The sequence below is a fragment of the Sphingobacterium sp. NPDC055346 genome, assembly GCF_053645235.1.
Genome location: NZ_JBSHMI010000004.1, coordinates 1 through 20,643 on the forward strand (window position 1 = coordinate 1; position 20,643 = coordinate 20,643).

The 20,643-nt window shown below is 39.3% G+C and carries 17 protein-coding genes; 4 read left to right on the plus strand and 13 right to left on the minus strand.

Features of this window, described 5'->3' with window-relative positions; genetic code table 11:
- Positions 1 to 213 precede the first annotated feature (213 nt).
- Positions 214 to 456 (minus strand): hypothetical protein, encoded by a 243-nt coding sequence (locus ACWICE_RS09055; protein ID WP_313259304.1) that lies wholly within the window; start codon positions 454 to 456, stop codon positions 214 to 216.
- Positions 457 to 876: 420 nt separating this feature from the next.
- Between ACWICE_RS09055 and ACWICE_RS09060 the strand changes: the two genes are divergently transcribed.
- Positions 877 to 2,187: a DEAD/DEAH box helicase gene (locus tag ACWICE_RS09060; protein WP_454291211.1), complete on the plus strand. Its 1,311-nt coding sequence runs from the start codon at positions 877 to 879 to the stop codon at positions 2,185 to 2,187.
- Here the strand turns inward: ACWICE_RS09060 and coaD are convergent.
- Genes coaD through ACWICE_RS09075 form a run of 3 tightly spaced genes read right to left on the minus strand, consistent with a single transcriptional unit; the run spans position 2,179 to position 3,964 of the window.
- Positions 2,179 to 2,652, minus strand: a complete 474-nt coding sequence (gene coaD, locus ACWICE_RS09065) for a pantetheine-phosphate adenylyltransferase (protein ID WP_185212185.1) — start codon at positions 2,650 to 2,652, stop codon at positions 2,179 to 2,181. The genes ACWICE_RS09060 and coaD overlap by 9 nt on opposite strands.
- A 2-nt stretch (positions 2,653 to 2,654) precedes the next feature.
- Positions 2,655 to 3,188 (minus strand): 16S rRNA (guanine(966)-N(2))-methyltransferase RsmD, encoded by a 534-nt coding sequence (gene rsmD / locus ACWICE_RS09070; RefSeq protein WP_185212186.1) that lies wholly within the window; start codon positions 3,186 to 3,188, stop codon positions 2,655 to 2,657.
- A complete protein-coding gene (locus ACWICE_RS09075) occupies positions 3,179 to 3,964 on the minus strand; it encodes a DUF3822 family protein (protein WP_313259310.1) in 786 nt (261 codons plus the stop codon). The genes rsmD and ACWICE_RS09075 overlap by 10 nt, the downstream gene beginning before the upstream one ends.
- Before the next feature lie 73 nt (positions 3,965 to 4,037).
- Here ACWICE_RS09075 and ACWICE_RS09080 point away from each other — a divergent pair, with 73 nt between their 5' ends.
- The 3 genes from ACWICE_RS09080 (at position 4,038) to ACWICE_RS09090 (ending at position 8,653) form a co-directional block, all read left to right on the plus strand.
- A complete protein-coding gene (locus tag ACWICE_RS09080; RefSeq protein ID WP_454298160.1) occupies positions 4,038 to 5,462 on the plus strand; it encodes an ATP-dependent DNA helicase in 1,425 nt (474 codons plus the stop codon).
- 87 nt (positions 5,463 to 5,549) lie between these two features.
- Positions 5,550 to 8,033 (plus strand): DPP IV N-terminal domain-containing protein, encoded by a 2,484-nt coding sequence (locus tag ACWICE_RS09085; protein WP_454298161.1) that lies wholly within the window; start codon positions 5,550 to 5,552, stop codon positions 8,031 to 8,033.
- Between the two features lie 62 nt (positions 8,034 to 8,095).
- Complete coding sequence (locus tag ACWICE_RS09090; protein ID WP_454298162.1) at positions 8,096 to 8,653, plus strand: hypothetical protein; 558 nt, start codon at positions 8,096 to 8,098, stop codon at positions 8,651 to 8,653.
- Here ACWICE_RS09090 and ruvB read toward each other — a convergent pair.
- From ruvB to ACWICE_RS09135, 9 genes are all read right to left on the minus strand, one after another.
- Positions 8,645 to 9,667: a Holliday junction branch migration DNA helicase RuvB gene (gene ruvB, locus ACWICE_RS09095; protein ID WP_185212191.1), complete on the minus strand. Its 1,023-nt coding sequence runs from the start codon at positions 9,665 to 9,667 to the stop codon at positions 8,645 to 8,647. The genes ACWICE_RS09090 and ruvB overlap by 9 nt on opposite strands.
- Positions 9,668 to 9,696: 29 nt before the next feature.
- Positions 9,697 to 10,431 carry a polyprenol monophosphomannose synthase gene (locus tag ACWICE_RS09100; RefSeq protein ID WP_454298163.1) on the minus strand — a complete coding sequence of 245 codons (735 nt, stop codon included), beginning with the start codon at positions 10,429 to 10,431 and terminating at the stop codon, positions 9,697 to 9,699.
- 290 nt (positions 10,432 to 10,721) lie between these two features.
- Entirely contained in the window at positions 10,722 to 12,254 is a 1,533-nt protein-coding gene (locus ACWICE_RS09105; protein WP_454298164.1) for a peptide MFS transporter, read from the minus strand.
- A 21-nt stretch (positions 12,255 to 12,275) separates the two neighbouring features.
- Positions 12,276 to 14,066, minus strand: coding sequence for a peptide MFS transporter (locus ACWICE_RS09110; RefSeq protein ID WP_185212194.1), 1,791 nt, complete (start codon positions 14,064 to 14,066; stop codon positions 12,276 to 12,278).
- Between the two features lie 201 nt (positions 14,067 to 14,267).
- A complete protein-coding gene (locus ACWICE_RS09115; RefSeq protein WP_313259322.1) occupies positions 14,268 to 15,851 on the minus strand; it encodes a peptide MFS transporter in 1,584 nt (527 codons plus the stop codon).
- A 482-nt stretch (positions 15,852 to 16,333) separates the two neighbouring features.
- On the minus strand, positions 16,334 to 17,212 hold the full coding sequence (locus tag ACWICE_RS09120) for a sugar phosphate isomerase/epimerase family protein (RefSeq protein ID WP_185216369.1): 879 nt from the start codon (positions 17,210 to 17,212) through the stop codon (positions 16,334 to 16,336).
- Positions 17,213 to 17,232: 20 nt separating this feature from the next.
- On the minus strand, positions 17,233 to 17,964 hold the full coding sequence (locus tag ACWICE_RS09125; RefSeq protein ID WP_454298165.1) for a (Fe-S)-binding protein: 732 nt from the start codon (positions 17,962 to 17,964) through the stop codon (positions 17,233 to 17,235).
- A complete protein-coding gene (locus tag ACWICE_RS09130) occupies positions 17,964 to 19,280 on the minus strand; it encodes an MFS transporter (protein WP_454298166.1) in 1,317 nt (438 codons plus the stop codon). Before ACWICE_RS09130 ends, ACWICE_RS09125 begins: the two co-directional genes overlap by 1 nt.
- A 43-nt stretch (positions 19,281 to 19,323) precedes the next feature.
- Entirely contained in the window at positions 19,324 to 20,619 is a 1,296-nt protein-coding gene (locus tag ACWICE_RS09135; RefSeq protein WP_454298167.1) for a D-alanyl-D-alanine carboxypeptidase, read from the minus strand.
- Positions 20,620 to 20,643: the final 24 nt, after the last annotated feature.

Below are 20,643 nucleotides of genomic sequence, written 5' to 3' on the forward strand. Positions count from 1 at the left end.
TCTTGTTCCCTCTCTCGGCTGGATCAACATATAGACCAACAAAATAATATTTTGTCGATTGATCTCAAACTATACTTTCTCAAACTTACGATGACAGCATTCCTAAAATTAACAACAATAGATTCTTCGTTTCACTCTGAATCCCTCTTTAGCGCATGTTGATTCTGAACGATCAGTGAGGAATCTGTACGTTTCTCCTCCCAAAACTGCCTGTCATTCTGGACCGAAGGTACAGGAACTGTACGCCAATGCAATCATAGCTAAATTTAGGTTCGCATTGTTCCGAGATCCTTCCTGCGTCAGGACGACAATTTGGTGGTAACTGAAGAATTGTGAACTGTACGCCAATGCAATCATAACTAAATTTAGGTTTTCATTGTTCCGAGATCCTTCCTGCGTCAGGACGACAATTTGGTGGCAACCGAAGGTAAAGGAACTATTCACCAAGACAATCATAGCTAAATTTAGGTTTTCATTGTTCCGAGATCCTTCCTACGTCAGGATAACAATTAGGTGCTAACCGAAGGAAAGAATAGTTCACCAATTACCTTCCCAAAGGAGGATAAAATTCTGTCGATTGCATAGTTTCTATCTTATCCTTATTCGAGACATAGTCGGGACACATTCGAACATCTGTTTGAAATTATTTTATCCATTTTGCGAATTTTCGGAATATGCCTCGAATAAGGTCAAATTAGTCTCAAAGAAAAAAGGATTGAAATCGGGGAGATTTCAATCCTTAACTAACCAATTATTAACCTAAATTATGAATACTATCTTATACTCAAAACCTATGCCAAAAAATCAAACCTATAATTTTTTTGCTCAATTTAGCTTAGGAAGCTTAAATACCGATCATTAATGATAATTTTGTCCATGCAACATTTGAACACCTATCTAAAAAATCTGAACATCGAAGCACTAAATCCTATGCAGGAAGAGGTATTAAAAGAGTTCAGTACATCCCGTGACCTTGTACTCCTATCTCCTACTGGTTCTGGTAAGACACTAGCATTTAGTTTGTTATTGTTCAAATTATTGGGTGACAACATCAGTAAAGGTACTAAAGCCATGATCGTTGTGCCTACTCGTGAGCTAGCATTGCAGATCGAATCGGTTATCAAGCAAATGAACAGTGCTATCAATGTTGCCTTATTATATGGCGGAAACAACAGCCAACTGGAGAAAGATAAAATAAAACAGCAACCTACTTTGATCATCGGTACTCCCGGAAGGATCATCTATCATATCGACCGCGTTCCTACACTTTTGGAAGGTTGCCATACATTGGTATTGGATGAATTCGATAAATCACTGGAATTAGGATTCCAGGACCAATTAAGCTATATCGTCAGGGCATGTAGAGATGTGAAGCATAAGATCCTGACATCTGCAACAGATATGGAAGAGATTCCAGCGTTCCTGGAATTGAATGACCCAATTAAATTGGATTATGTAGATAACCACGGTTTAAGACCAGACCTGACTTACTATAAGGTCATGAGCAGTACTAAATTAAAACTGGAGTCCCTGTTCAAATTGCTTTGTAAAATTGGGAACGAACGGGTTTTGGTTTTCTGTAACCATAGGGAAGCTGTAGATAATATTTCCGAGATATTGGAAGGGAAAGGGATCGAGAGCATTCCTTACCATGGAGGATTGGAACAGTTTGTCCGTGAGTTGACAATCATTAAGATCAAGAATGGCAGCCAGAACATTTTGGTGACCACGGATTTAGCCGCCAGAGGTTTGGATATCCCTGAAATGAACCATGTGGTACACTATCAATTCCCTTATAAGGAGGATGAATTTATCCATAGAAACGGACGTGCAGGCAGAAATGGACAAAAGGGCTATGTATATGGTATCCTGACCGATGAGGATCGCGCAGCTCATTATCTAGAAGGTGCGGAGACCCTTGAATTGGATGGCTTCTATCCTATTCCTGAAGAACCAGAATTTAAGACCTTAAGGATCAATGCCGGGAAGAAACAGAAGGTCAACAAGATCGATATCGTAGGATATATCTTGAACTTACCCGAGATTAGCAAAGATGATTTAGGTTTGATCGTAGTGAAACCTCATGATTCCTATGTGGCTATCCGTTCAGAAGTCGCCAATAAGGTTGTCAAAAATGGCACTAACGGTAAAATCAAGGGACAAAAAGTCAGAATAAACCTAATCTAATTTCTTGATATACTGCAGGATGATATCGGGAACAAGGTGACTGATATCTCCATTGTTTTTCCAGATATCGCGAACAATAGTAGAAGAAATATGAGCCTCTCCGCTCCTGCTTACCAAAAAGTAAGTCTCGATCTGAGGGGCCAATAACAAATTGTTCTGAGCAATGATATTTTCGTAATCGAGATCGGTACCATTTCGCAGACCCCTTAAAATAAAATTAGCTCCAATAGATTCACAGTAATCAACGGTCAGACCATTATAGAATTCGACCTCCACTTGATCATTGTCTCTATAAAGGTCCGTAATTGAAGATCGGCGGCTTTCTACATCCATCATTCCCACCTTGGAACTATTTACACCAATAGCAATATATATCTTATCAAAGAGAGGCAATGCTCTTTTTATTAAATCCTGATGGGCAATGGTGAAAGGATCAAAGGATCCTGGAAAGACAGCTATTTTCATAATTATTTAGAATAAAAGCTAAATGAGGAATTCCCATATTGCCTGGTTTCGACAAAATTGGGGTGATCGATCATTTTGCGGTTACTAGGATGTTCGACAATCAAAAGACCTCCATCCTTTAGGAGGTTATTTTCAAGAACCATGGAAGCCAACATCGGCAATTGACCTAAATCATAGGGAGGATCTGCAAAAATCAAATCATAGCTTTCCTTATCCGCTTTAATAAACTTAAAAACATCAGCCTTTCTGGCCTTGATCTGGGAAAGATCTAATTTTTTAGAAGTCTCCGTAATATATAGGACACATTTTCCATGCAAGTCCACAGCATTTACCTTCTTAACCCCTCGAGACGCCAATTCAAAGGATATATTACCTGTTCCAGCAAATAAATCTAAGCATTCCAGTCCATCAAAATCAATCCTATTGTTCAAGATATTGAACAGGGCTTCTTTTGCAATATCCGTCGTTGGTCTTACAGGAAGGTTTTGCGGAGGGTTTAACCGCAGTCCGGCAGCCTTTCCTCCAATTATTCGCATGTAGGTAAATCTATTAAGTAGCTTTTGTTGTAATCCTCAGATTCATCATCTAAAGAAACAGCTGGTTTACTTGCCGAAATTTCAATCAGTTCGTTAGAATAGGTTCTCAGTTTTTGAATAAAGGATTGGTCTGCATGGATAGCAGAATATAGGACTTTATTAACCTTTCCTTCAATTCCAAAGTTATCGAAGATGTTCAAGATAAAGTAACTCAGGTCATCATCGCTTACAATCTCGAAGGTATTATAAAACTTGAACTGACCATTGATAAATAGATAGATATCAGCTGAGTTATCATCAAAAACAACACCTAACACATCGCCTTTTAAAGGAATAAATTGTCTGGCCTGAAGCAGGTTGAGTTTAAATTCAGGAACAAATTTAGCGTCAGGAAAAAGTGTTTTCCATCGGTGTTGCAATAATACATCCGATTGGTAAAATGCCTGGATTTGCAAGAAATCGATCGAAGTGCGATTCATTTCCTGAGCAGGATTCTCCATAAATTCCTGATATTTCTCCAGATCTACTTCTTGATAAAGGTCATCCGGTACAAAAGTCAGGTTATGGCTTGGAATACTGACATAAACATTTTGAAAAGGTAAGCTCAATAGCTTGAGTGCCTCTTCAGAAGGATTATGGCTTTCAAAGTTCATGTACAGCAAAAGTTGATTGTCTTGATCCAAAACATATAATTTATCATACTGATAATTTGCTTTAACGATCAGGGTGTATTGCGTTATATAATGAATATGAAATTGTTTTGAAGTATAATTCATTCTTTGCAGATGGTATAAACACAAAATTAGTTTTTAAAATTGGATTGACCAACCTTTTGGATAACTTTGGGTTGTGCAGATAAAAAACAGCCTTTTACAACAGTTTTCACACCAAGCAACGCAACAGCAGGAACAGGTATTTGCCCTACTGGGGGAATTTTTGCATACCTTTTCTGAGGAATCATGCTTTATACTAAAAGGTTATGCAGGTACAGGAAAGACCAGTATCATCAGTGCATTGGTCAAAACGCTTCCAAAATTCCAGAAGAGATCGGTATTATTGGCACCGACTGGACGAGCTGCAAAGGTGATGTCCTCCTATTCGGGCAGGAATGCACTGACCATCCATAAAAAAATCTACAGAAAGAAAAATGCGGTTTCCCTGGACATGCAGTTCAGTTTAGCTGAAAATATACACGAAAACACGCTTTTTATTATTGACGAGGCATCCATGATCAGCAATGAAGGCCATAGTATGTTTTCCAATGGACTATTGCATGACCTGATCGAGTTTGTGCAATCCGGTGAGAACTGCTGCTTGATACTGGTTGGAGATACGGCGCAGTTGCCACCCGTAGGCTTGGAACAGAGCCCCGCATTGGACGCTGAATATATGAATGCAGAATTCGGTTTGCAGATATTCACCTATGAAATGACCGATGTGGTCCGTCAGGACAAAAATTCAGGAATTCTCTATAATGCCACCAAAATCAGGAATGAGATCCGATTGGATGAGGAGTTTGTAGAATACAGCTATCCTCAGTTTGTCACCAAAGCCTTCAAGGATATCTTTCGGATGAATGGTGAGCGGCTGATTGAAGGATTGCACTATGCCTATGATAAATTTGGCATCGAAAACTCCATGGTCATTTGCCGCTCCAATAAATCAGCAAACCTTTATAATCAGCATATCCGAAACCAGATCCTCTTTAGAGATGAGGAAATTACCGGTGGTGACATCATCATGGTGGTCAAGAATAACTATTATTGGTTACAGGACAACGATGAGAAGAACACTGGGTTTATTGCCAATGGGGATATGGCAGTCATCAAGAAAGTAAGTAATGTACATGAGATGCACGGCTTTAGGTTTGCCGATCTCTACCTCGAGTTTATGGACAACAATGAAGGGGATGCAATCCGATGTCGGGTCTTATTGGATAGTCTCTATGTAGATTCTCCAAATCTTCCTTACGAGCAACAACAGAAACTGTATAACAGTATTGCTGAGGATTATCAGGATATTCCTGCCAAAAAAGATAGGATGGATTCCATCAAAAAAGACCCCTATTACAATGCCCTACAGATCAAGTTTGCTTATGCGATAACCTGTCATAAAGCCCAGGGTGGACAGTGGCCATTGGTTTTCGTTGACCAAGGCTACATGAACGATGAAATGCTGAACACGGAGTTCATGCGCTGGTTATATACGGCCATCACCCGTGCAAGCCAAGAGCTATTCCTGGTTAATTTCAACGAAAAGTTTTACGAAGCCTAATCCTATCAAAAATAATACATGATAGCTTCTTTTTTGGGTCAATAATTGGATATTTTCGCTGAATCAAATATTGACTAAATTACTCAAATGAAGCATTTTTTAACCTTTGTCCTATTGCTAAGTTTTACAATTTCTCAAGGACAAGAAAAATCTACCTTAACCAAACCAAACTACCAATTGGCTTCTAAGTTTTCACCAAGCAAACTTAGTAAATTGATCTTCTCTACAGAGGTCAATCCCAATTGGATAAATTTTGGTGATAAATTCTGGTACGAATACAATAGTCCATCAGGCAAAAAATGGTACCTGGTAGATCCAAAAACCAAAAAGAAGTCTGAATTGTTTGACCATGCTGATATGGCTTCCAGGATCACTTCCATTGTCAAAAACCCATTTGATGCACAACATCTAGAAATCAGGAACCTTCGTTTCATGGATAATGAAAACCTGATTCGATTCGAAGTACAAAGCACAAAGGATACAGTAAAAACAAAAGAAGAAATCCAAAAGCTGACGAACAAGAAAGATACCATCAAAAAGAAGCTGTATTATTTCGAATATAACATCAGCAACAGCAACCTAAGGGAATTAGGTGAAGACAGTAAGGAAAAGACCAAACTGTTCTGGGCAAATTTCAATCCGGATACCAGCAGGGTCTATTATGCCAAGAACTATAATCTATATTGGATGGATTATAGCAATTACCTAAAGGCCCAAAAAGATGAGAAGGATTCCACGATAGTTGAGCATCAGATCACCACAGATGGTGTACAATATTATGCCTGGGGTGGGGATGAATACAGTGTCACGACAGGTGATAAGAAATCCGAAGATGAGGAGAAGAAAAAAAGAAAACCTGTTTGGATCAATTGGTCACCTAATGGAAAATATTTCACTTTGACCCGCAAAGATAACCGAGAATACAGCGCATTATGGGTGATTAACAATGTAGCAGCAAAACGCCCTACCTTGGAAACCTACAAATACCTGATGCCAGGTGAAACCGATTCAACTGAAGTTGAGCTTTATTTATTCGATAGTAGTACATTAAAAGCAAAGCAGATCAATGTAGCTGCTTTCAAAAATCAAACGATCAGCAACTGGAATAAGGACAGAACAAAAGAAAGCTACAAAGGCAAACATTACATCAACTATTGGTTGGGGAACGATGAAGAATTCTATATAGCCAGATCCAGTCGCGATTTGAAGCGTATAGATATTGTTGCCGTAAATGTGAACGGAAACAGCAGAACGGTATTAGAAGAGCGTTCGAATGTTTACCAAGATATCAAAAAGCCTTATTTCGTCAATAATGGCAGTCAATTTATCCATTGGTCCCAGAGAGATGGTTGGGGACATTTCTATCTGTATGATAAAAATGGAAGAATGATCAATCAGATCACCAAAGGTGAATTCCACTGTGACGATTTGACCCGTTACAATGAGGAATCAGGAACCTTGTACTTCAAGGCGAATGGTAAGGAAAAAAACATGGATCCTTACTATTCGTATTATTACTCCGTAAATAAGAGCGGTGGTGCGATAAAATTATTGACCCCGGGAGACTTCGACCATCAGGTCATGAGCAGTGAAAGCAGTAATTACTTCATTGATAATTATTCTAGGGTAAATACAGCTCCAGTTAGCAACCTATACAATGCTAACGGACAGCTGATTATGAAACTGGAAGAAACCGATCTATCAAACCTATTTGCAGCAGGCTATAAATTCCCTGAGCCTTTTAAGGTTAAAGCTGGAGATGGGATAACTGACCTATATGGCGTGATGTACAAGCCATTCGACTTTGATTCAACCAAGACCTATCCTATCATTGAATATGTTTATCCAGGACCACAGACTGAAGCAGTAAACAAAAGCTTTGGAAAATCCATGGACAGGATCGACAGATTGGCACAGATGGGTTTTATCGTGATCTCAGTAGGTAACCGTGGCGGACATCCTTCCCGTTCAAAATGGTACCATACCTATGGTTATGGAAACCTTCGCGATTATGGATTGGAAGATAAAAAGGTCGCAGCTGAACAATTAGCCGATAAATATCCGTTCATAGATATCAGTAAAGTTGGGATTACCGGGCATTCAGGCGGAGGTTTCATGTCTACGGCCGCTATGTTGGTCTACCCAGATTTCTTTAAGGTCGCTGTTTCTGGCGCAGGTAACCATGAAAACAACATCTATAACCGTTGGTGGAGCGAAAGGCACCACGGCGTGAAAGAAGAAATCAGTGCAAAAGGCGACACCACCTTTAGCTATAATATCCAACGGAACACAGAACTGGCAAAGAATTTAAAAGGAAAATTATTGATCGTAACTGGGGATATTGACAATAATGTGCATCCAGCGAATTCAATCCGCATGGTAGATGCTTTAATCAGAGCCAATAAAAGGTTTGATTTCCTATTATTGCCAGGCCAAAGACATGGATTTGGCGATATGACCGAATATTTCTTTTGGAGAATGGCAGATTACTTCAGTCAGCACCTTTTAGGCTCTTCTGAAATGAATGAGGTGGATATGATGGAAATGAATCGGGAAAAACCACTCAAATAAAATTCCATTTTAATATAAACAGTTTTTATCCTTATTTTATGATCCATTTTAGTGGGTATAATATGAGCGAAAAAACTGAAGATAAATTTAAAGAAGCCCTAATGCATTTTGGGGCTTCTGATTTAAATAAGGAAATTTTAAAGGTAATCAGCCTAGATCAACTTCTTCAATGGAGTATAGAAGATAATAATCCCCGCTTATGTTTTCGCAGTGCCTGGGCAATGGAACATATCCTATTGAAGAACCCAGAACACTTTAATGCTATCTATAAAAGATTGATAATAAATTACCGAGACCTGAAAAATTGGAGCAGTTTAAGGAGCTATACTAAGCTATTGATGTGGATGCTATCCAAATCCAACGCAAGTATCACCTTAACTGAGAAAGAAAGAGAAATAATCCTGGCAAAGAGCTTTGCCATCATTGACCTGAACGATTGTCCTGTTGCTGTAAAGGTCAATGCCTTCGATATCCTGTATAGGTTAATCCCTTCTTTTGAATGGGTTGCGAAAGAATTAAAGCTTATCATTGAACTGAGCCTAGAAAAAGAAAATACCCCTGCTTTAAGGAGCAGAGGTACCTATATCTTAAATAGATTAGCTAAAATGGGATTAAAATAAGGTATTTCCTTTATTGAAATGTGTCTTCCCCAAATGCTTAAAAGCTAATTCCGTACATTCCCTTCCTCTTGAGGTCCGCATGATATAGCCTTCTTGGATCAAGAATGGTTCATACACTTCTTCAATGGTCCCTTCATCCTCTCCCACGGCGGTGGCAATGGTTTTTAGCCCTACAGGTCCACCTTTGAATTTTTCGATAATGGTACTCAAGATACGATTATCCATCTCATCCAAGCCATGTTCATCCACATTCAAGGCATTAAGGGCAAATTGAGCGATGGCTTTATCAATAGATCCATTTCCTTTGATTTGTGCAAAGTCACGTGTTCTTCTCAAAAGAGCATTGGCGATCCTCGGGGTTCCTCGACTTCTTCTGGCAATTTCATAAGCCCCTTCTTCCGAAATAGGAACCTTTAATATCTGGGCAGAACGCATGACGATATCCGTCAATAGTTTGGAATCATAATATTGCAACCTGGAATTGATTCCAAAACGAGCCCTTAGCGGTGCTGTCAATAAACCAGAACGTGTCGTTGCTCCCACTAAGGTGAAAGGATTTAGAGAAATCTGCACAGAACGTGCATTTGGACCCGTTTCGAGCATGATGTCGATTTTGAAATCCTCCATTGCGGAATACAGATATTCTTCAACCAAGGGGCTTAAACGGTGTATCTCATCAATAAAAAGAATATCTCCCTCTTCAAGATTAGTCAATAGCCCAGCTAGATCGCCCGGTTTATCCAATACAGGTCCTGAAGTTATTTTGATCCCTACGCCCATTTCATTGGCAATGATATGGGATAAGGTAGTTTTACCTAATCCGGGAGGGCCATGTAACAGTACATGGTCAAGCGCTTCGGCACGGAGCTTAGCTGCTTTAACAAAGATGGAAAGGTTCTCCAATATCTTAGCCTGACCGGTAAAATCTTCGAAAGTCTGCGGACGAAGCACCCTCTCCAAGTCTTTATCAGTCGAGGTTAATCTTTCAGGATTGGGGTCAAGGTTTTCATTCATATCTTAGAACACAAATCTTTAGTGAACAATTATCTCTCGTATTTTTTAAACAAACTATTGATTTTCATCTGGATTACTCCAAAGAAAGCTTCTTTAAATATCTTGGTGCTCATTTTTGAAGTACCTAAGGTCCTATCTGTAAAAATAATAGGAATTTCCACAACATTGAAACCATATTGTATGGCCGTGAACTTCATTTCAATTTGAAAGGCATAGCCCACAAATTTGATCTTATCTAAAGGTATGGTTTCTAGCACCTCTCTCCTAAAACAAACAAAGCCTGCTGTAGCATCCTGGATTTTGATCCGGGTAATCAACCGAACATAAGCTGATGCAAAATAAGACATCAAAACCCTGTTCATAGGCCAATTTACTACATTTACACCCTTAATATATCGGGAACCAATCGCCATATCGGCAGCGCCTGTTTTACAGGTCTCACGCAGACGGATCAGGTCATCTGGATTATGGCTAAAATCAGCATCCATTTCGAAGATAAATTCGTACGAACGCTGCAAAGCCCATTTGAACCCATGGATATAGGCTGTACCTAATCCCAATTTACCTTTTCGTTCTTCGATAAAGAGCCGATCAGCGAATTCAGTAGCCTGAAGTTCTTTCACGATATTTGCAGTTCCATCCGGAGATCCATCATCAACGATAAGGATATGAAAATCTACTTCTAATGAAAAGACCTTTCGTATGATTCGTTCTATGTTTTCCTTTTCGTTATATGTAGGAATGATTACAATGCTATCTGACACGCCTTAAATTTTGATGGCGTAAAGTTAAGCAATTAGTCTCAAACAATTGGGTTCGGTACCAGAAGATATTGGGGGATTGAACCAGGATGCAAGTGATTAGAGGATGGACCAAGATTTGGGCGAGAACCAGGATAGAATGGATTGGAGGATGGGCCAAGATCTATTCCGATGGTCGAGCGGGATCTGGGTTTCGCTCGATATCCGTTGAGACCAAATACAGGATTAATTAACACATACAAAAAAGCCGGATGATTTCCCACCCGGCATTTGATTAATTGTTGAATTAAATATTAATTTACGCCATGCATTAATTTCTTAATGTATGGAGATAGAATAATCAAGATTGCACCTGCGATCAAGGAATATAAGCCCAATTGCTTATAGCCTTCGGTATATGTCAATAGCTTATCCATCAAAGATGCACCTTCTCGGGCTTCGGCCATATTGGCTCCGATTAGACCCGCAACGTATTGCCCATAGGCACTGGCCAAAAACCACATTCCCATCATGATCCCTTGTAGTTTAGCTGGGGATAATTTGGTCATGATGGATAGACCTATTGGTGAAAGACAAAGCTCCCCTATCGTAATCACCAATAGTGCCGCAGTAAATATGTCTAAGGATGTCATACCTTCAACCGCGAAGAAACGCGTAGCGAACAATACATAATAGCCCAAGCCAAGGAAGATAAAGCCTAAACCAAATTTAATAATGGTATTGGGTTCGATTTTCCTTTTTGCTAACCACAACCATAACAGTCCAAACAGCGGTGCCAAAATAATAATGAAGAATGCCCCACCTGAGTTATTGACTCCATTAGGGTCCAAACGGAAAGCTCCGCCTGCCACAGAATCATTTAGGTTATTGGCGGCAAAGATGCTCAATGAACCTCCACTCTGTTCGTAAATACCCCAGAATACAATAGAAAATAAAATGAATATCAATGCGGCAAGCAATTTATGGCGTTCCTTTTTCTCGACTTTGGACATCTCATAGAAAAGATAGATCAAAGTCAATGGACCAATGGTATACATAAAATAGTCTGTGTACTCGGTTTTGGAGACCATCACTTGGATCAAGGGCACGAAAATCAAGGTACTCGCATACACTGCATATTCCACCCATTTTGGGAGGGGCTTAGACTTAACAATAGCGTCTGGATGTCCAGGTTGCAGACCAATCGGTCCTAACTCATGCTTGGTAAATTGGAAATTGATCAAACTGATCAACATACCTAAGGCAGCAAGGCCAAAAGCGACATTCCAACGGTGAGCCTCATCAATGACAGAACTCAACATGTAGCCCTTCCCAATAGCAACACAGATGTATCCACCTAAAAATGCACCTAGGTTAATCCCTGCATAGAACAGTGAAAATCCGGCATCACGGCGGTTGTCATTATCCTTATAGAGCTCCCCTACCATGGTTGAAATATTAGGTTTGAAGAATCCTGTTCCTATAATGATAAAGGCCAAACCAAAGAAGAAGAACTGGTGGGTATCAATTGCTAGTAACACAGACCCTACGATCATCAATAATCCTCCAAAAAAGAGGGATTTTCTGAAACCTAGGATTTTGTCTGCGAAGAGCCCCCCGATGAAGGTAAAGGCATAAACAAATGCCTGGGTAGCTCCATATTGAAGATTGGCTTCTTTTTCGCCAAAATTCAGTTGTGTAATCATAAAGAAGACCAACATCCCGCGCATTCCGTAAAAACAGAATCGCTCCCACATCTCGGAAAAGAAAAGTCTCCAGATCTGTTTCGGATATTTGCCTTTAAAATCTTGAATCTCCTCAAGAGTTTTATGCGCCTCAGTAGCCATTATATTAATTGTATTAAGATTCTATTTTACGCCATGCATCAGCTTCTTCACGATTGGGTGAAGCAACATCACGATAATCCCAGCTCCGATCGGCACAATGGTAAATATCAAGAAAAAAGTACTCAAGGAATACTGATTGGTAATGATTTCAATCTGCCCCCCGATAATGGCCGCTAATTTATTCCCGATAGCCAATGCCAAATACCACATCCCGAACATAAATCCTATCATCCTGGCAGGGGCAAGTTTAGAAACATAGGACAGACCTACCGGTGAAAGACAGAGCTCGCCAAGGGTATGGAACATATAGGCCAGAATCAACCAGACCATAGAAACCTTTACGCCTTCTTGAAGTCCATTTGCACCAAAGGCCAATAACCCGAAACCAATCGCCATGACAATCAAGCCCATTCCGTATTTCACGGTTGCTGGTGGATTATATTTGGAATCCCATATTTTAGACACAAAATTGGCAAATGTGATGATAAAGAAGGAATTCATGATGGAGAACCATGAAACCGCAATCTCTGAAGATTCGGCAGTGAACTCACGGTACAGCATCCATAAGGCTAAACCCCATACTGCTGTAAAACAAATCACCTGAACTATATTGGAAAGTGGTGCTTTGCCAAAAGTCTTTTTGGTTAGCATGGTGACCGCATAGGTCACGAAGATTAATGGAACGATAGTCAATAAGCTATTGACCACATTGAAAATAGTCAGGGAATTTCCTGATAAACTTCTATCGACACTATCCCGAGCGAAAATGACCAAGGAAGAGGCACCTTGCTCAAAGGACATCCAAAAGAAGATAACGAAAAACGCAAAGATTATGACGGCAATCAATCGGTCTCGAACAACTTTTGTATATCTGGACAATCTTGAAATAACAACAAACAGGAAGATGATCAATGCTGCAAATATGGCAACATTTTGGCCAGCCATAGATCCCATCTGAAGACTGGAGAAGATATCAATGCCTGAAATCTTAGATAGTGGGTCATTGAATGCATAACCCAATCCTAGGATGGTCATGATAACAATCAGGAAGATATCTAATTTTGTAAATGGATTTGGTTTATCATCTGGATTTGCCAAGGCTGCAGCTTCAGCTTTTTCAGCTTTTATCTCTGCCGTTGGCTTATCTCCAACCTTTCCGAAGATTGGCTTGGCATACCAGAACTGTAATGTTCCTAAAAACATAAAGATACCTGCTAAACCAAAACCCCAATGCCAACCGACCTTTTCCCCTAAATAACCACAAAGCATCATACCAAAGAAAGCGCCTGAATTCACCCCCATATAGAATATGGTGTAGGCAGCATCTTTCTTCTGAGGGAACTTCTTGTACATCTCGGATAATATGGAGGTCATATTCGGCTTAAAGAATCCCGTACCGACAACCAATGCTCCGAGACCTAGATAAAGAAACAGCGGCGTATCAAAAGCCATGAACAGGTGCCCTAGGGTCATGATGGCAGCCCCGATAACGATGGCATATCGATACCCCAAATACTTATCGGCTAAAATACCACCAAATATGGGTGAGATATACAGCAACATGGCATAGGTACCATATAATGCACCGGCTTGGACTGGATCCCAACCCCATCCGGAAAATGGACTACCTGAAATAATTGCACTGGTTAAAAAATTGATAAGTAACACGCGCATTCCGTAGAAGGAAAAACGCTCCCACATTTCTGTGAAAAACAAAACAAATAAACCTGATGGGTGACCTAATACAAGGCTTCCATCGATTCCCTGTTTTTCTAATTCTTCTGAAAAAGAAGCATCTGAAGCTTGACTCATAAACTGTAATTTCAATCAAACGCTAAGTTTGAATTTGTAAAAATAAAAAAACTTTCAGGATTCCTTAGGATTCAATGCTAAGGTTAAATTTTCTTAAGGCCTCTAAGGGTCTATTATTTTGAATGAAAAAAGCCGAATGTTGTTAGGATTCGGCTTTTATATTTGTTTCAAAAATTTTTCAAAATGAATTAAAATCTTCAATTATTGGATGCCATGCATCATTTTCTTTAATTTACCATTAAAGATCAACAATAGGAAAGCAACCAAAATTGGAAGAGCTGCGATGATCAAGAAGAAAACGGTCATCGAGTAAGTTTCGGTAATCTTATCAATAAATGAACCGGTCATACCTGCGATAAAGTTAGCAATCGCAGAGGCAGTGAACCATAATCCAAATAACAAACCAGCAAATTTCTTAGGCGAAAGCTTACTTACATAAGAAAGACCTACCGGCGATACACATAATTCTCCAGTTGTATGAAAGAAATAGGCCAAGATTAACCAGATCATGCTCACTGAGGCTGTCTGCGCACCTGAAGGGATAGACATCGATCCATATGCCAAAGCAAGGAAACCTACGGCTACCAAGATCAATCCGAAAGCAAACTTCACTGGACCTGAAGGATTCCATACCTTTTCCCATAATTTAGAAAAGGAAGAAGCAAGCGTGATAATAAAGAAGGAGTTCAAGATCTGGAACCAAGAAACTGTAACTTCTGTCGTTTCAACAGAGAATTCCTTATTCACTTTCCAAATACCCAATGCCCAGATGATAGCAAAAGAGATGGCTGTAAAAATTACGGTCAAAGGATACTTGCTGAAAATCTGTTGTGATAATTTGAAAAGGACATATGTTACGATCAGGATCGGGAATATGGTCAAGGCTGCATCTACCCATTTAAAGATCTCACCGGTATCCCCATCAAGGACACGTTGGGTGTAGTTCTTTGCAAAAATGGTCATCGATCCACCGGCTTGCTCAAAGGCAAAGAAGAAAAAGATACTGGCAATCATCAATACGGCTACCACTACCAAACGGTCTCTAACCACGTTTTTAGGCGTATGGTCTTCTTCCTGAATGTTGTGGACATGTTCTTCTGGTGAATGAACAGTACCTGGTTTTTCACCGATTACACCAAAGATCTTTTGTGCGAAATAGAATTGGATCATACCGAAGAACATAAATACCCCAGCTAATCCAAATCCGTAATGCCAACCCTCTTTTTCACCGATATAACCACATAATAACATTCCTAAGAATGCACCTGAGTTAATACCCATGTAGAAAATTGTATAACCTGCATCTTTTTTCGCAGATGTATCTGGATATAACTGACCTACCATGGATGAAATATTTGGTTTGAATAGACCATTACCTAAGATCATCAAGACAAGTCCGACATAGAAAAAGGATTGCGAAGTCCCTTCGAGAGCCATTGAGGCATGACCTAGGGTCATGATTAAGGCACCTAAAAGGATGGCTTTACGGTAACCGGTCAACTTATCGGCAATCATCCCTCCTATTAATGGTGTCAAATAAACCAAGCCTGTATACCAAGCATACAATTCCATGGCATCTTTATTGCTCCATCCCCAGCCTTGCTTAGAAATTTCAGTGATTAGGAATACGGTCAGAAGGGCTCTCATTCCGTAATAACTGAAACGCTCCCACATCTCAGTAAAGAATAGGACAAATAGACTTGCAGGATGTCCCATTACCATTTTGTCGTCAACTCCTTGTTTGGCAAGGTGCTGGACCAACTCTTGGTCTTTTTCTTGATTCATCGGTTATTGATATTTACGTTAATTAAGATTTTTTTAGAACAATATTTTTTACGGATAGCAAATTAACAAATTTTTATTTACAATTAATACTAAGTTAACAGGCTTATCGGTATTTAACATTCAATTGTTAAGATATCAATTTCAGCCAAAAGTTTAATCAATCCACCAAAGTCCTATTAATTTTTTTAATGAAAGATTTAAATGAAAACAATCCTTCTGTTGATATTTTTGAAACGCAACACAAATTAGAGCGTAAAAAAGGTAAAGAATCTATACTTTTTTAGAAATAAATTTATTTTTCTTGTTTTTAGAATTTCAATCAAAATCAAAAGGCAGTAACAGCGAATTCTCGGAAAATAAAAAATAAAATAGTTGTGTAAACAATTTATTACGATGCTACGACAAAACATGGAATTGGTTAAATCAAATAAAAAAGAGGCAAGAATATAAATCCTTGCCTCTTTCTATCATATTCTTGACTATTATTTGAATTTCTCCAATAAAGCCTTTGTTAATTTGATTCCTTCGTCTTCAGAAATCTTATCACCTTCAAATTCGATACCTACATAACCATTGTAGCCAGCGGATTTAACGATCTGCATCATTTTGGCATAGTCGATTCCCGTATCATTACCATTCGCATCGAAAGCATGAGATTTAGCACTTACGCCTTTAGCATACGGCATTAAATCCTTAACCCCTTGATAGCGGTCGTACTCATAGAAGTTACCGAAATCTGGTAAACTACCACAGTTTTTCTTACCTACAGTTTTCAATACATCTGCCAACCAATCACCGTGGGAAGAAATTCCACCATGATTTTCAACGACTACAGATATCTTACCTTTTTTTCCATAATCAGCTAAGGTAGACAAGCTTTTAACCACTTGTTCCTTAACTTCTTCTTTAGTTCCTTCACCCGCAGCATTTACACGGATGGCATGACATCCAAGGAAATTAGCGGCATCGATCCATTTGTAATGGTTCTCTACAGCCTGCTTGCGTTTAGTTTCATCACGATCTCCTAGACTTCCTTCCCCGTCCACCATGATCAATACGTTTTTCACGCCATTGTCCTTAGCACGGTTATTCAAATCTTTTAAGTAAGTCATATCCTTAGCTTTATCCTTGAAGAATTGATTTACATATTCAACTCCATGGATACCAAAGTTTTTTGCTGTATACTCAGGAAAATCAATATTTTTCAAATCCCCTTTGAATAGTTTTTTATGTAAAGACCATTCCGCTAATGAAATTTGAAACCAGTCTTTCTTAGCAGCGAATACATCTAGCGAAGGTGCTAATGTTACTCCAGCTGTTACTAGACCTAAGTTTCTTAAAAACTCTCTTCTTGAACTCATGATTTTGTTATATAAAGTTATTAGATATTAGCCCATCCAGAAGTCAATACATCGACAAGATGCATGGTCTTAATGGGAAGTTGATTTTTTTCAATATAAGCCTGCAATTGCAATAAGCAGGACGAATCAGTAGATATAATATAATCCGCCTTGACATCCAGGGCGTTTTGAACTTTCTGTTCCGCCATGGCCGTCGATATTCCTTCAAATTTAACCGCAAAGGTACCACCGAAACCGCAGCATGATTCCTGATCTCTCATTTCTACGATATCCAATCCTCCTACATGGCTTAATAAGCGCCTTGGTTCATCCTTGATCTTGCACTCCCGTAATGCTGAACAGGAATCATGATAGACCGCTGTCCCGACTAATTCTGCCCCGAAGTATTCCTTCTGCAAAACATTGACCAAGAAATCACTGATTTCAAAAATATTGCGCTGTATGGCCCTGCACTTATTGTGCTCAATGGAATTGGTAAAAAGATCATCATAACCTCCCCTAACCATTCCCACACAGGATGCCGATGGACTGACGATGGGATGTTCTTCATGAAAGTCATTCAGGAACTTCTGGCCAATTTTCTTGGCATCATCCCAAAATCCGGCATTATATGCTGATTGTCCACAACAGGTCTGATCGGTATTGTATATGACCTTGCAACCTGCCTTCTCCAATAGTTTTACGGTGTTAAAGGCTGTTTCAGGATATAATTGATCAATAAAACAAGGGATAAATAACTCTACTTTATGCATTAATCGCTTTCAATAATCTGTAATTTATTAAATTTTAAAACACGAAACAACAACAAAAACCCGATGATAAAATATACAGACAGGAACAATGCCGAATATCGAATGTTTTGCGTGATCTGTTCAATGATACCAAAGCTGAATAAGCCGATCACTATGGCTACCTTCTCCGAAACATCATAGAAACTAAAGAAGGATGTGGTATCTTCAATATGTTCTGGGATAAGCTTAGAATAGGTCGACCTAGACAAGGACTGTATCCCTCCCATCAATAATCCTACAGCAAAGGCCATTCCGTAAAATTGATATTCCGTAGTCATATAGAATGAGGCACAGCAAATCAGTATCCAGAAGAACACCACAACAAGCAAAACCTTGATGTTTCCAAACCTTTTGGCTGCAACAGACATGATGTATGCCCCACCAATTGCTACGATCTGTATCAATAAAATGGATGCAATCAGTTTACTTGCACCTAAATTCAACACTTTTTCTCCAAATGCCGCAGCAACGATCAATAGCGTCTGAATTCCCATGGAATAGAAAAAATAGGCCGGTAAAAAGGTCTTGATGGCTTCGATCTGTTTTATTTGTCCCAATACACTGCTGAATTCCTTCTTCACTTTCGTAAAGAAAGGCAAGCGCTCAGAACCTACAGTAGGTCTATTTCTTGGCAAGAATCGGAATGGAATCTGCGCGAACAGCAACCACCAAAGTCCCACCAATAGAAATGAAAATCTTGCAGGGAAAGAAGCATCGCTGATCCCAAACCACTCTGGTTTAAAAATAAACACGAAACAAATGATCTGAAGTGTCACACATCCAACATAGCCATAGGCAAATCCCTGTGCACTGACCCTATCCTGCTGATCTGGCGTAGCAATAATAGGCAGGTAGGAATTATTGAAGGCTACTCCGCCAATATAGCCCATAGCAGCTATTGCATAGCAGAAGATCCCCCATTCCAAGGAATTTATCTTAAAGAAAAACAATCCCATGCAGGCAATGGCACCGATATAGGTAAAGAGCTTCATGAAGAACTTACGCTTTCCTGCCGCATCAGAATATGCTGAAATAAACGGCAAGCCTAAAGCCATCAATAAATAAGCAATGGAAAGTGCGAAATTGGATAGTGCAGTATTAATGACCTCAATACCAAAAAAGGAAACCGTGTCATTGGTTTCCGGATTTTTCGTGATGGCCGTATAATATACTGGAAAAATGGTGGAGTTGATGACCAGATTATAGGCAGAATTGGCCCAATCGTACATGGACCATGATCTGATTAATCTTTTATCATTCTTCTTGAATATTTTCATAAGATTTGCTTATGCGAATATACCATTTGATTTTAGAACTGGTTTAAAAATTTTCGTAGATATGGGTAACTATCCGTACCATTTCCTTGCGAACTGGACTTGAACTCCCCAAGTAATTATTGTTCAGAAAAGAAAAAACATAGCGCTTACCTCGTTTGGTTATGATATAACCACTCTGACAGTGAACACTGTTGATTGTTCCTGTTTTAGCCCAAACAAAGGCCTTTCCTCCCGGTGTTGGGTAAACATTCTTTAGCGTGCCTTCTAATCCTCCTGCTGGAAATAAATATAGCTTGGCGTTCTCATCACGGACTTCATTACTGATCTGAAGCAAAACCTCCACCATACTCCTTGGTGTTATTTTATTGTAACTCGACAAACCGCTACCATCTCTCAATTCAATGCTATCACTTAATTTGCTGTAATAGGTGTCGGTCATATATTGGCGCAAGTCTTCTGTTTTGAAGCTATTGTATTTCAAGAAGGATGCAACCATGTTTAGTTGCTCAGCCAAGAAATTATCACTTGGAAGCATCATTTCGCGTTCTACTGCCCTTTTTTCTACAGAATTATAGATCTTGAAATCCTGAGGCAGCTTCTGATTTACCAATCCAACATCCTTTTTCAAGGTATCCTGTAGCAATAGCACCAAAAGGCTATCACTAGGGCGGAAAGGTTTTTCATTGACATAATTCTTAGGCAAAGGAAGCTCATTGATTTCATAGCTGTTATTCTCCATTGCTCTATGTATTCTATATCGAGTTGTTGTATCAGATAGCTGCTTTACATCGCGTTCGAAATAGGTTGGGAATAATCTGAGTCTGCCATAAACCTCCCTAAACTGCACAACATTACCATAGATCGGAAAAGGAAACAGTTCTGGTTGGTAGTAGAATTCATAGTCTTCGATCGACCAACCGTTTCTGTAAGTTGGTTCTTGCGTAGGAGAACTTGAGTAGAATAGTTTTTTATTGCTGTTTTTTAAGAAGTTATACACTCTTCCATTATCTAACCTTGGATGTAAGAAGCTAGGATCACCGGTTCCCCAGAAAATCAAGGAATCTCCACGTTCAACATATGCAATCCCTGGGATAGAATCACCAATGAGCTTTAGGGAGGCAAATAAAGTGAAGACCTTGGTATTTGATGCTGGAGTAAAATGTTTGTCCTGATTATGGTTGTAAACAAAGCGTTGTTGATCGACATCGTAAAGACTAAAGCCGTAGTAATGCTTTGGTAAAACGGTTGATTTTTGGAATTCATCATTTAGGTTGAGGGTAGATTGCGCTTTGGTTGTCAAGCAGGCCAATAACCCCATTAGGATTAGTATGCTTCTCATATTGTAAACATAATCATTGTTTAG

What these genes read in the sequence shown, in the direction of transcription:
- ACWICE_RS09115 (WP_313259322.1), bottom strand. Translation starts at nt 15,851, where the DNA reads ATGAATCAAGAAAAAGACCAAGAGTTGGTCCAGCACCTTGCCAAACAA.
- coaD (WP_185212185.1), bottom strand. Translation starts at nt 2,652, where the DNA reads ATGAAAATAGCTGTCTTTCCAGGATCCTTTGATCCTTTCACCATTGCC.
- ruvB (WP_185212191.1), bottom strand. Translation starts at nt 9,667, where the DNA reads ATGAATGAAAACCTTGACCCCAATCCTGAAAGATTAACCTCGACTGAT.
- ACWICE_RS09125 (WP_454298165.1), bottom strand. Translation starts at nt 17,964, where the DNA reads ATGCATAAAGTAGAGTTATTTATCCCTTGTTTTATTGATCAATTATAT.
- rsmD (WP_185212186.1), bottom strand. Translation starts at nt 3,188, where the DNA reads ATGCGAATAATTGGAGGAAAGGCTGCCGGACTGCGGTTAAACCCTCCG.
- ACWICE_RS09135 (WP_454298167.1), bottom strand. Translation starts at nt 20,619, where the DNA reads ATGAGAAGCATACTAATCCTAATGGGGTTATTGGCCTGCTTGACAACC.
- ACWICE_RS09055 (WP_313259304.1), bottom strand. Translation starts at nt 456, where the DNA reads ATGATTGTCTTGGTGAATAGTTCCTTTACCTTCGGTTGCCACCAAATT.
- ACWICE_RS09105 (WP_454298164.1), bottom strand. Translation starts at nt 12,254, where the DNA reads ATGGCTACTGAGGCGCATAAAACTCTTGAGGAGATTCAAGATTTTAAA.
- ACWICE_RS09090 (WP_454298162.1), top strand. Translation starts at nt 8,096, where the DNA reads ATGAGCGAAAAAACTGAAGATAAATTTAAAGAAGCCCTAATGCATTTT.
- ACWICE_RS09110 (WP_185212194.1), bottom strand. Translation starts at nt 14,066, where the DNA reads ATGAGTCAAGCTTCAGATGCTTCTTTTTCAGAAGAATTAGAAAAACAG.
- ACWICE_RS09075 (WP_313259310.1), bottom strand. Translation starts at nt 3,964, where the DNA reads ATGAATTATACTTCAAAACAATTTCATATTCATTATATAACGCAATAC.
- ACWICE_RS09130 (WP_454298166.1), bottom strand. Translation starts at nt 19,280, where the DNA reads ATGAAAATATTCAAGAAGAATGATAAAAGATTAATCAGATCATGGTCC.
- ACWICE_RS09120 (WP_185216369.1), bottom strand. Translation starts at nt 17,212, where the DNA reads ATGAGTTCAAGAAGAGAGTTTTTAAGAAACTTAGGTCTAGTAACAGCT.
- ACWICE_RS09085 (WP_454298161.1), top strand. Translation starts at nt 5,550, where the DNA reads ATGAAGCATTTTTTAACCTTTGTCCTATTGCTAAGTTTTACAATTTCT.
- ACWICE_RS09060 (WP_454291211.1), top strand. Translation starts at nt 877, where the DNA reads ATGCAACATTTGAACACCTATCTAAAAAATCTGAACATCGAAGCACTA.